Here is a 10,907-nt window from a genome sequence, read left to right as displayed (position 1 = left end):
CGGCTTTGTTGCGTCGGGGTGGTCAGAGGTTGCTGCGCAGCAGATTGTCTAGTGTCAGTCCTGCTGTCGATTGCACTGGGTAGTCACTGAATTGCAACTCCAGTCCATTTTCACTGCTGTTGAAACGTGCTGGATAGCCGAGGGGCAGGGTGGTCTTGTCGTGGATGTGACCGAAGGGAATGCCAGTGAAGATGGGCACCTTCAGTTGCTGGCGCAGCTGCGTAATGACAGCATCCAGTGTATAGCTGGCATCATAGGCATCCACGATGCGGCCCATGGAGAAGTCGCCCAGAAAGATGGCGCGCTGCCGTTGCAGAATGCCTGCCAGGTACAGTTGCTGCAGCATGCGCTCCAGCCGGTAGGGTTGCTCGCCTACATCTTCCAGAAACAGCAATCCGCCCCGGATATCTGGCAGGTAGGGGCTGCCGACCAGGCTGCTGAGTACGCTGAGATTGCCTCCCCAGAAAATGCCTTCGCCATGGTCGCTTATGCTTTGCATGGTCTGGCTGCGCACTACCCAGTCCGGGGTGGTGGTGGCCTGGATGAACTGCTGCATGGAGTAAGGGCTGATATTGCGTCCGCCAAAGTCGCTATACAACATGGGGCCGGCAAAGCTGCCCACCCCACCCTTGGCCAGCAAGGCAAGCTGGATGGCGGTGAAATCGCTATAGCCCATGATCTGGGTGCCTGCCTCCTTGAGCATGGGGCACAAGCGGGCATAGTCGATGTGCGGCAGCAGGCGGCAGGCACCGTAGCCGCCGCGGCCAGCCAGCAGCATGCGTGGCATGTCCTGGCGTTGGCTGAGCTGATTCAGGTCTTGCAGGCGTTGTTGATCAGTGCCGGCAAAACGCTGGTATTGGCGGTCGATTGCTTCGCGATTAGTCACATCGAAGCCGGCCTGTTGCAGGCGTTCGACGCCATGTTGGCGCTGGGTGGCGCTCGGCAGGCTGCCGGAGCAGGCTAGCAGGGTGATTTCCCGGTTTTGCAATGGCATGGTCGGATGAGCTGCAGTAGGTGAAGTGGGGCGGCGCACGGGGCTGCTGCAGGCTTGCAGCATGCCGGCGGCGGCAATGCTCAAGCCAGCTTGCAGCAGGGTTCTGCGTGACAGCATGTCAAGTGGGTGCTTGCTGATCAGTGACAAACTATTCCTGATGATGTGGCTGCTCAGCTCTGTTTCTGGCGGATGGCCAGTAAGGCCTGGTTGCGCAGGGTTTTGAGCAGATTGAGTTCGTCGGGACGTAATGGCAGGCTGTGCGCCTGCTTTTTGTCACCATACAAGAAGCCTATTTTCCTCTTTTCCAGCACGAGCGGGAAGATGATGAAAGTTTGTGCCAGATTCAGCTGACGATACCAGTCTGGTATATGGCTGGCTATGGTGGCGTCGCTGGCATCTTCGATGAAGATGTCGACGTTACGTTCCATGGCAATGCAAAAAGCATTGTCCTGTTGGTTGAGATCTACCTGGAACTGTTTGAGTAGTACTGGAATGTCCGAACCAAAGCCGAAGCGTGCCTGCAGCTGGTTTTGCCGTGGGTCTTTGGTGCAGAGCAAAACATGGTCAAAACCCACGGCACGGAACATGATTTCCAGAATCATGCGTAGCAGATCGTTCAACTGGTAATGCCCCAGCAAGGTCATGGTGATGTCCTGGATGCCGGCAGACAGTAGGGATGCAGTAGCCGGAGGGGCAAGGACGTAGCTGGCAGTCAGTGCATTGTCGGGTATCGGTGTGGCTAACGGTGGTGCTTGCGTATCCAGGCGGGCGGTTTTCAGCTGATGAGCCTGACCATGACGCGGCTGTTCACCACTCCATTCGCGCAGATAGTCGTCAAAAGCAGCTTGCGTCTGTTCGATAACGACATTGAGCTGCTGCATGTCCAGCGCGCTGGCCCGTTCGTAGCGGGCAAGTAACTGTCTGGCTGCTGCCTGAGAAAGCGGATTTGCCGTGCTCAGCAGGCAGGTCAGCTCTTGTGCCAGATTGCCCAGCATGCGCAGCCGCGCCGCACTGCTTTGTGGCTGGCGTACCGGGCCGGCCGCATACGGCTCCAGGCTGCTGATCATGCTTTCCGGAAAACTCCACAGGCTGACGGTGCCGGCACCCAGCGCAGCATAGGAAAGACCCAGCGTATGCAGCACCGCCTGTTCCGGCGTACTGCCACTGCTGATTTTTTTGTGGATCAGCCGGTATTCCTCGCGGAAGTAGTACACGCACAGCAGCTCGCCCAGCTGCTGGAACATGCCGCAGATCAGTGCTTCTTCCGCTTCGCGCAGGCCGCTATGGCGAGCCAGGTTGCGTGCCAGCAGGCCACAGAACAATGCCTTGATGGCGACATCGCGTACCTCCTGGGCGTGGCTGCGGTTGTGCATGTGTTCAAACAGCAGCAAGGTCAGGGCGAGGTTGCGAATGGTGTCGAAGCCGAGGATGACGATGGCGCGTGATACCGTGCTGACCGTGCCACCAAACTGACTGAAATTGGCTGAGTTCACCACCTTGAGCAGCTTGTTGGTCAGCGAGAAATCCTTGAGGATGATTTCTGCCAATACTTGCAGTCGCTCGCTGTCGGCATTGCCAATGTGATTGATGGCAGAAACGGCCTGCGACAATGCCGGAAAGTCCGGACTGTGGCGCATGCGTTGCAAGAGTTGCTCCAGTGCCGCGCGATGGTTGCCCTGCGGGCGGATGAAGCTTTGCTGGCGGACCAGCCAGTCCTGCAACTGTGCGAGGATGGCGCGGGTGGGGAGTGGGCTTGCCGTGTGGGTTGTTAGTAATTGCTGGCAAAGCTGCAATAGCTCGCCATCCAGCTGGGGGCGCAGGCTGGCAAGTGGCAGGCTGCTATAGCGGCGGCCACTGTACAGCCAATACAGCAGACGGCCGGCTTGTACCAGGTTCTGTTGCTGTTGCACTTCGTCATGCGGGATGGCGGCATGTTGACCCAGTAGCTGAATCTGTTGCTGGGCGTCGATCAGGATGTGCTCGGCATCGACTATGGGCAGGGCCAGCTGGTTCAATTGCAGCTGCAGCAGGGCTTCCATGATGTCACAGGCTATGCCGGTGACTTCTTTATCGTTGAGCGCGCCGGGAGTGATTTCACTTAGCAGTTTCTGCCCGTCACGCAGGTAGCAGGCATAGTCCTGACCGGCGAGTGTGGTGTGATCCACGGGCAGGGCGAGCAGGCTGTGATGCAGCTTGCCGGCAGAGGGTTCTGCTGTGGCGGGTAGCAGCAGGTAGTCGTGTTCGCCGGCCTTGGCCAGTAATAGTGACGAGCCGTCAGCACAGCTTAGGCTGCGCTCCAGCTGGTAGTCCGCTGTATTGTCGACGCGGTTCATGGTGTTGATCTCCCTGCTTGTCACTATATGGCGAAACAGCCATCACGGCATGACTTAATCAGCATCACGTTATTGCTCTTTGGACTGAATTTGCACTTGGATAGTGCATATTGATATATCCAACTGATTTTGGAGAATGGCAGGCCTTCCGGTAAATTGAGCGACAAGCAAACCATCATGCTGTGCTCACCAGAAGCGCAGGCAGCCCAGGAACAGGCGGGAACCATGAACATCAGTCAACAGAAACTGACTCACCTCAAGCAGTTGGAAGCCGAGTCGATTCACATCATCCGCGAAGTGGCTGCGGAGTTTGAAAACCCGGTCATGCTGTACAGTATTGGCAAAGATTCGGCGGTGATGCTGCATCTGGCGCGCAAGGCTTTTGCCCCTGGCAAGCCGCCATTTCCGCTGATGCATGTGGATACCACCTGGAAATTCCAGGACATGTATGCCCTGCGCGACAAGCAGGCGGCCGAAGGCTGGGAGCTGATCGTACATGTGAATGAAGAGGGCGTGAAAGCCAACGTCAACCCGTTTACCGTGGGCAGTGCCAAGCATACCGACGTGATGAAGACCGAAGGCTTGAAGCAGGCGCTGAACAAATATGGCTTCGATGCCGCCTTTGGCGGTGCGCGTCGTGACGAGGAAAAATCGCGTGCCAAAGAGCGTGTTTACTCTTTCCGCGACAAGAATCACCGCTGGGACCCGAAAAACCAGCGTCCGGAGCTCTGGAATATCTACAACAGCAAGATCGACAAGGGTGAGAGCATCCGCGTGTTCCCGCTGTCGAACTGGACCGAGCTGGATATCTGGCAATACATCTATCTGGAAAACATCGACATCGTGCCGCTGTATTTTGCCGCCGAGCGCGAAGTGGTGAATCTGAACGGCACGCTGGTGATGATAGACGACGAGCGCATCCTGCAATACCTGACCCCCGAGCAAAAAGCCAGCATCAGCAAGAAGCAGGTACGCTTCCGCACGCTGGGCTGTTATCCGCTGACCGGTGCCGTGGAATCCACTGCGGCCACGCTGCCCGAGGTGATCCAGGAAATGCTGCTCACCACCACCAGTGAGCGTCAGGGCCGGCTGATCGATCATGACCAGGCGGGCTCGATGGAGAAGAAGAAGATGGAAGGCTATTTCTAAGCCCGGCTTCATCCTGTCACCATTCTGAAGAATTGATGTCCGGCGCCCTGGCGACGGAATACAGCGGAAAGAACGATCATGTCTCACCAGTCCGAGCTGATTGCCAGCGATATCCTGGAATACCTCAAGCAGCATGAAAACAAGGACATGCTGCGCTTTATCACCTGTGGCAATGTCGATGACGGCAAGTCAACGCTGATTGGCCGCCTGTTGCATGACTCCAAGCTGATCTTTGAAGACCAGTTGGCGGCCATCGAGCGCGATTCGAAAAAGTACAACACCACCGACCAGGAAATCGATCTGGCGCTGCTGGTGGATGGCTTGCAGGCCGAGCGCGAGCAGGGCATTACCATCGATGTGGCCTACCGCTATTTCAGCACCGAAAAGCGCAAGTTCATCATTGCCGACTGCCCCGGCCACGAGCAGTACACCCGCAATATGGCGACCGGCGCATCCACCTGCAATCTGGCCATCATCCTGATTGATGCCCGGCGTGGCGTGCAGACCCAGACCCGCCGCCACAGCTTCATCGTCAGCCTGCTGGGCATCAAGCACGTGATCGTGGCCATCAACAAGATGGATCTGGTCGAGCACAGCGAAGAAACCTACCAGCGCATTCGTGACGAATACCTGTCGTTTTCCGAGCACCTGACCATTCCGGATATCCGCTTTGTGCCGATCTCCGCCCTGCGTGGCGACAATGTGGTGACCCGCAGCGCAAACATGGGCTGGTATCAGGGCGCTACCCTGATGGAGCTGCTGGAGAGCGTACAGGTCAGCCATGATGTGGCGCTGGATGCCTTCCGCCTGCCGGTGCAGTATGTGAATCGCCCGAACCTGGATTTCCGTGGTTTCTGCGGCACGGTGGTCGCCGGTGAAGTGAAACCGGGTGATGAGATCGTGGCCCTGCCTTCCGGCAAGCGCAGCAAGGTAAAGGAAGTGGTCACCTTTGAAGGCAATCAGCCTTCTGCCTTTGTTGGCCAGGCCATTACCCTGACCCTGGAAGATGAAATCGACATCTCGCGCGGTGACATGATCGTGCGTGCTGGCGAGCAGCAGCCCAGTGTGTCCCAGGCATTCGATGCCCACCTGGTATGGATGGCCGAAGCACCGCTGGAGTTGGGCAAGGAATATGGTTTCAAGCTGGCTGGCAAGGTCGTCACTGGCCGGGTAAGCAGCATCCAGCATCGGGTGGATGTGAATTCGCTGCAGCAGTTCAATGCAGCAGAGCTGGCACTGAATGAGATTGCCCTGTGCCGGGTGGAGTTGAATGCACCGGCCGTGTTCGACGCCTATGCCCTGAGCCGTGGCACGGGCAGCTTCGTGATCATCGATCGCTTGTCCAATGCAACAGCGGCTGCCGGCATGATCAGCGCAGCTGCCGAATCCAGTGCGGCCCCGGTAAGCGATGAACTGGCCCGCCTGCGCGCCTTCGAGCTGGAGTTCAACCAGCTGGTACGCAAGCACTTCCCGCACTGGGAAGCGAAGGATATTTCGAAGCTGCTCTAAGTCGCACGCTATTCCTTGCGGAGTCATGCCTTTATCGGGTTTGGCAAGGACTGGCGTCTAACTAGTGCACCGCAAAGCAGCATTAACGCAGCATTTACACGAAAATCAGCCCCCCTATGTGGCCCGTAATATTTTACGAAGCTGCATAGGGGGGTTTCTTTATGGTGGTGGATGGCCCCCAGCCTTGCTCGGGTGAGGCAGATAACAAGACTTGGGCGCAGCGTTCTACTGGAGTCGGGACTAGCTGTAATAGCGCTAGCCAAACCCTGGTCGATTTTTTGTCTGCATGGTACTCAGCCCTGCCCGGTAGCCTGGCGATACTGGCGCGGGGTGAAGCCGGTCAGCGCCTTGAACTGGCGGCTGAAGGCACTGTGGTCGGTGTAGCCGCAGTGCAGGGCGACATCGGTAATCGCCATATCGCTGTGCAACAAGCGGTGGGCGTGTTCCAGCCGTGCCTTGTGAATCATCTGCCGAGGGGTCAGGTGGAACACCTTTTTGCAGTAGCGTTCCAGCTGGGCGGCGGAGACGCCGGCAATGGCAGTCAGCTCTTCCATGCTGACCGGGCGGTTGAAGTGCTGGCGGATGAACTCGTCCACCGCCACCAGCCGCTTGTAGGCCGGGTGGGTCTTGCTGGCTGCTTGCAGGTCCAGCGAAATCCCGATCAGCCCGATGATTTCATTGGCCTGGCTGTATAGCGGCCATTTGTAGGTCAGGCACCAGCCGGGTTCGCGGTTCTTGAACAGGTGCAGTTCCAGTTGGCTTTCCAGTACCAGCCCACCCTCCAGCACTTTCATGTCCTGCGCGGTATAGACCGGCCCCAACTGCGCCGGAAACACCTCGACACTGGTCTTGCCCAGCAGCGGTTGCAGGCTTTTCAGGCCGCAGCGTTCCATCAGTGTCTGGTTGGCCACCAGGTAACGCGCCTGACGGTCCTTGATGAAGATCGCTGCATTCGGGATCAGGTCCAGCACCGGCAGCAGCGGCCCCAGCCCAGCCAGCAGTGCGGCAATGGACGGCGGGCGCATGGTTTCCTGCCAGCGCGCGATGGTTTCCAGCGTATCGCCAGTCATTCTTTCCCCTTTGCCTTGCTTCCCCTCGTCGGAGGGATTTTTATCCCGAAAACGCCAATTGTGCCGATTTCGTCATTGTCGCTGATGATAACCATCAAGAATGTTGGCGGCAATGAAGCCATTCTATGCAGGTGCTGACGAAGACGGATGCGGCACGAAGATGCAATGGAATCAAGGCACTGCAAGGCGTTGTTGCGTGTGGTCCTGCCTGGTGCATCTGCCCGCCATCCGTCATTCACGTTTTTGGAATGGACAGGCCAATGAAACAGATACACATCATCGATTCCCACACCGGGGGCGAACCCACCCGGCTGGTGATGCAAGGATTCCCCGCGCTGACCGGTGGCAGCATGGCCGAGCAGCGCGACGTACTGCGCCAGCAGCACGACCAGTGGCGGCGCGCCTGCCTGCTGGAGCCGCGTGGCAGCGAGGTACTGGTGGGCGCGCTGTATTGCGCCCCCGTGTCGCCGGATACCACTTGCGGGGTGATTTTCTTCAACAACACCGGTTATCTGGGCATGTGCGGCCACGGCACCATCGGCCTGATTGCCTCACTGCATTACCAGGGCCTGATTGCACCGGGCGTGCACAAGATCGATACCCCGGTGGGGCCGGTCAGCGCCACCCTGCATGCGGACGGTGCAGTCACGCTGGGCAATGTGCCGGCCTACCGTTACCGCCAGCAAGTGGCGGTGGAGGTGCCGGGTTACGGTGTATTCCATGGCGATGTCGCCTGGGGCGGTAACTGGTTCTTCCTGGTGGCCGAGCACGGCATGGCGCTGGAAATGGGCAATGTGGAGGCGCTGACCACCTTTACCTGGGCCATGCTCAAGGCGCTGGAAGCGCAAGGCATCACCGGGGCCGACGGCGCGCTGATCGACCACGTTGAGCTGTTCGCCGACGATGCCGAGGCCGACAGCCGCAACTTTGTCATGTGTCCGGGCAAGGCCTACGACCGTTCGCCCTGCGGCACCGGCACCAGCGCCAAGCTGGCTTGTCTGGCTGCCGACGGCAAGCTGGCCGAAGGCGAGTACTGGGTACAGGCCAGCATTACCGGCAGCCAGTTTGTCGGTCATTACCAGCGCGAGGGCGAGCTGATTCGCCCCTTCATTACCGGCCGCGCCTACGTCACCGCCAACAGCACGCTGCTCATCGACGAACAAGACCCTTTCGCGTGGGGCATTTGAGCCCACACGCCGCACTGACATCCCCCACACACACATACATACAAGCTGCAAGGAGCAAAACAATGAGCGACAACATTTTCACCGGTTGCATCCCGGCCCTGATGACCCCGTGTACCGCAGAGCGCAAGCCGGATTTTGACGCGCTGGTAGCCAAGGGCCAGCAACTGATTGCCGCTGGCATGAGCGCCGTGGTGTATTGCGGCTCGATGGGCGACTGGCCGCTGCTGAGCGAAGCCGAGCGCCAGGAGGGCGTGGCGCGGCTGGTGGCTGCCGGCGTGCCCACCATTGTCGGTACCGGTGCGGTGAATACCCGCGAGGCGGTCGCGCATGCAGCCCACGCTGCCCGCGTGGGTGCACACGGCCTGATGGTGATTCCACGCGTACTGTCGCGTGGTGCATCGCCGGCTGCCCAGAAAGCCCATTTCTCCGCCATCCTCGCTGCCGCGCCAAACCTGCCGGCGGTGATCTACAACAGTCCCTATTACGGTTTTGCCACCCGCGCCGACCTGTTCTTCGAACTGCGTCGCAGCTATCCCAACCTGATTGGCTTCAAGGAGTTCGGTGGTGCCGCTGACATGCGCTATGCCGCCGAGCACATCACCTCGCAGGATGATCAGGTCACCCTGATGGTGGGGGTGGACACCCAGGTGGTGCATGGCTTTGTCAATTGCAATGCCACCGGCGCTATCACCGGCATCGGCAATGCGCTGCCGCGCGAAGTGCTGCATCTGGTGGCGCTGAGCAAGGCGGCCGCCAAGGGAGACGCCGTAGCCCGCAGCCAGGCGCGCGAGCTGGAATCTGCGCTGGCGGTGTTGTCCTCCTTCGACGAGGGCTGCGACCTGGTGCTGTATTACAAGTACCTGATGGTCCTCAACGGTGACCAGGAGTACAGCCTGCACTTCAACGAAACCGATGTGCTGAGCGCAGCGCAGCGCCGCTATGCCGAAACCCAGTACGCGCTGTTCCGCGAGTGGTATCGCAACTGGTCGGCCGGCCTGAACGCAGCCTGAGCCTGTCTCCGACTACCCGTGCCATGCCGCTGGCGTGGCCGGGCTTATCCCATTAGCAGCCATCCAAGGTGCAGGAACCCCTATGAATCTGACAGGCAAGATGCTGATTGGCGGGCAGGCCGTTGCCGGCCAGCGCGAAGGCAGCCGGGCAATTGACCCAGCCACTGGGCTGGCGCTGGCGCCCGCTTATGCCGGTGCAGACCTGAGCCAGGTCGAACAGGCTTGTACGCTGGCCTGGGCTGCCTTTGCTGCCTATCGGGAAACCACGCCGGAGCTACGTGCCCGTTTTCTGGAAAGCATTGCCGAGGAAATCGAAGCCTTGGGCGATGAGCTGATCGAACGTGCCATGCTCGAAACCGGCCTGCCACGCGCCCGCCTGCAGGGGGAACGCGGCCGCACGTGTGGTCAGCTGCGGATTTTTGCCCGCACCGTGCGTGCCGGCGAATGGCTGGATGTACGGATCGATAGCGCCCAGCCGCAACGTCAGCCGCTAGCGCGTGCCGACCTGCGCCAGCGCCACATTCCGCTGGGCCCGGTGGCGGTGTTCGGGGCCAGCAATTTCCCGCTGGCCTTCTCGGTGGCGGGGGGAGATACCGCTTCGGCACTGGCGGCTGGTTGTCCGGTCATCGTCAAGGCGCACAGCGCCCATCCCGGTAGCAGCGAGCTGGCCGGTCAAGCCATTGGCCGGGCGCTGGCCAAGTGCGGTCTGCCTGCCGGGGTGTTCGCGCTGCTGTTTGGCAGTGGTCGCGAGGTGGGCAATGCCCTGGTGACCGATCCGCGTATCAAGGCGGTGGGCTTTACCGGTTCGCGCAGTGGAGGTCTGGCGCTGTGCCAGGCGGCGCAGAATCGCCCGGAGCCGATTCCGGTCTATGCCGAAATGAGCTCCACCAACCCGGTATTCCTGCTGCCCGCTGCCTTGCAGGCGCGCAGCGATGTGCTGGCGCAGGGCTTTGTCGGCTCGCTGACGCAGGGGGCAGGGCAGTTCTGTACCAACCCCGGCCTACTGATTGCCGTACAGGGGCCGGCGCTGGAGCGTTTTGTCGCCACGGCGGCCGATCTGCTGCAACAAAGCGCGGCGCAAACCATGCTCACGCCTGGCATCTGGGCCGCCTATCAGGCCGGAGCGGACAGCTTGTCCGCCCATGCCGCGACAGCCGCCTGCGGCCAGCCCGCCAGCGGGCCAAACCAGTGCCAGGCACGCCTGCTACGGGTGAGGGCTGCCGAGTATCTGGCCAATCCGGCCTTGCAGGTCGAGGTGTTCGGTGCCGCTGCGCTGCTGGTGGCTTGCCGCGATGAACAGGAAATGCATCAGTTGGCCAATGCGCTGGAAGGCCAGCTTACCGCCACACTGCAACTGGACGATGGCGATGTCGCGCTGGCGCGCACCCTGCTGCCCGTGCTGGAAGGCAGGGCGGGCCGCATTCTGGTGAATGGCTGGCCCACCGGGGTGGAAGTGTGCGATGCCATGGTGCATGGCGGGCCGTTTCCGGCCACCTCCGACACGCGCAGCACTTCGGTGGGTACGGCGGCCATCTACCGTTTCCTGCGGCCGGTGTGCTATCAGGACGTGCCGGATGTACTGCTGCCCGCTGCCCTGCAGCATGGCAATCCGCTGGCGCTGCGCCGGCTGGTCGATGGCATGCGGGAGGCCTGAG

The 10,907-nt window shown here is 60.2% G+C and carries 8 protein-coding genes; 5 read left to right on the top strand and 3 right to left on the bottom strand.

The features are described from left to right. Positions 1-22: 22 nt before the first annotated feature. Positions 23-1,111 carry an LD-carboxypeptidase gene (locus DBR44_RS02010; protein ID WP_233578294.1) on the bottom strand — a complete coding sequence of 363 codons (1,089 nt, stop codon included), beginning with the start codon at positions 1,109-1,111 and terminating at the stop codon, positions 23-25. A gap of 53 nt (positions 1,112-1,164) precedes the next feature. Then, the gene (locus DBR44_RS02005; RefSeq protein WP_124641544.1) at positions 1,165-3,327 is read right to left on the bottom strand and encodes an HDOD domain-containing protein; all 2,163 of its coding nucleotides are present in this window, start codon (positions 3,325-3,327) and stop codon (positions 1,165-1,167) included. 177 nt (positions 3,328-3,504) lie between these two features. On the opposite strand from DBR44_RS02005, the gene cysD reads away from it, so the two are divergent. Both cysD and cysN read left to right on the top strand, forming a co-directional pair. Next, complete coding sequence (cysD, locus tag DBR44_RS02000; protein ID WP_255424571.1) at positions 3,505-4,476, top strand: sulfate adenylyltransferase subunit CysD; 972 nt, start codon at positions 3,505-3,507, stop codon at positions 4,474-4,476. 78 nt (positions 4,477-4,554) lie between these two features. After that, positions 4,555-5,985, top strand: a complete 1,431-nt coding sequence (gene cysN / locus DBR44_RS01995; RefSeq protein WP_124641542.1) for a sulfate adenylyltransferase subunit CysN — start codon at positions 4,555-4,557, stop codon at positions 5,983-5,985. Between the two features lie 293 nt (positions 5,986-6,278). On the opposite strand, the gene DBR44_RS01990 is transcribed toward cysN, so the two are convergent. Then, positions 6,279-7,055, bottom strand: a complete 777-nt coding sequence (locus tag DBR44_RS01990; RefSeq protein WP_124641540.1) for an AraC family transcriptional regulator — start codon at positions 7,053-7,055, stop codon at positions 6,279-6,281. A gap of 260 nt (positions 7,056-7,315) precedes the next feature. Here DBR44_RS01990 and DBR44_RS01985 point away from each other — a divergent pair, with 260 nt between their 5' ends. From DBR44_RS01985 to DBR44_RS01975, 3 genes are all read left to right on the top strand, one after another. Further along, positions 7,316-8,242: a 4-hydroxyproline epimerase gene (locus DBR44_RS01985; RefSeq protein ID WP_124641538.1), complete on the top strand. Its 927-nt coding sequence runs from the start codon at positions 7,316-7,318 to the stop codon at positions 8,240-8,242. Positions 8,243-8,304: 62 nt separating this feature from the next. Further along, a complete protein-coding gene (locus tag DBR44_RS01980) occupies positions 8,305-9,252 on the top strand; it encodes a dihydrodipicolinate synthase family protein (protein WP_124641536.1) in 948 nt (315 codons plus the stop codon). A gap of 82 nt (positions 9,253-9,334) precedes the next feature. Beyond that, on the top strand, positions 9,335-10,906 hold the full coding sequence (locus DBR44_RS01975) for an aldehyde dehydrogenase (NADP(+)) (RefSeq protein WP_124641534.1): 1,572 nt from the start codon (positions 9,335-9,337) through the stop codon (positions 10,904-10,906). Position 10,907 lies beyond the last annotated feature (1 nt).

Source organism: Aquitalea sp. FJL05 (assembly GCF_003852595.1).
Lineage (GTDB): Bacteria > Pseudomonadota > Gammaproteobacteria > Burkholderiales > Chromobacteriaceae > Aquitalea > Aquitalea aquatilis.
Note: the sequence above shows the minus strand (reverse complement) of the source record. Positions and strands in the feature narration are given on the sequence as shown.

What these genes read in the sequence shown, in the direction of transcription:
- DBR44_RS02005 (WP_124641544.1), bottom strand. Translation starts at nt 3,327, where the DNA reads ATGAACCGCGTCGACAATACAGCGGACTACCAGCTGGAGCGCAGCCTA.
- DBR44_RS01985 (WP_124641538.1), top strand. Translation starts at nt 7,316, where the DNA reads ATGAAACAGATACACATCATCGATTCCCACACCGGGGGCGAACCCACC.
- cysN (WP_124641542.1), top strand. Translation starts at nt 4,555, where the DNA reads ATGTCTCACCAGTCCGAGCTGATTGCCAGCGATATCCTGGAATACCTC.
- DBR44_RS01990 (WP_124641540.1), bottom strand. Translation starts at nt 7,055, where the DNA reads ATGACTGGCGATACGCTGGAAACCATCGCGCGCTGGCAGGAAACCATG.
- DBR44_RS01975 (WP_124641534.1), top strand. Translation starts at nt 9,335, where the DNA reads ATGAATCTGACAGGCAAGATGCTGATTGGCGGGCAGGCCGTTGCCGGC.
- DBR44_RS01980 (WP_124641536.1), top strand. Translation starts at nt 8,305, where the DNA reads ATGAGCGACAACATTTTCACCGGTTGCATCCCGGCCCTGATGACCCCG.
- DBR44_RS02010 (WP_233578294.1), bottom strand. Translation starts at nt 1,111, where the DNA reads ATGCTGTCACGCAGAACCCTGCTGCAAGCTGGCTTGAGCATTGCCGCC.
- cysD (WP_255424571.1), top strand. Translation starts at nt 3,505, where the DNA reads ATGCTGTGCTCACCAGAAGCGCAGGCAGCCCAGGAACAGGCGGGAACC.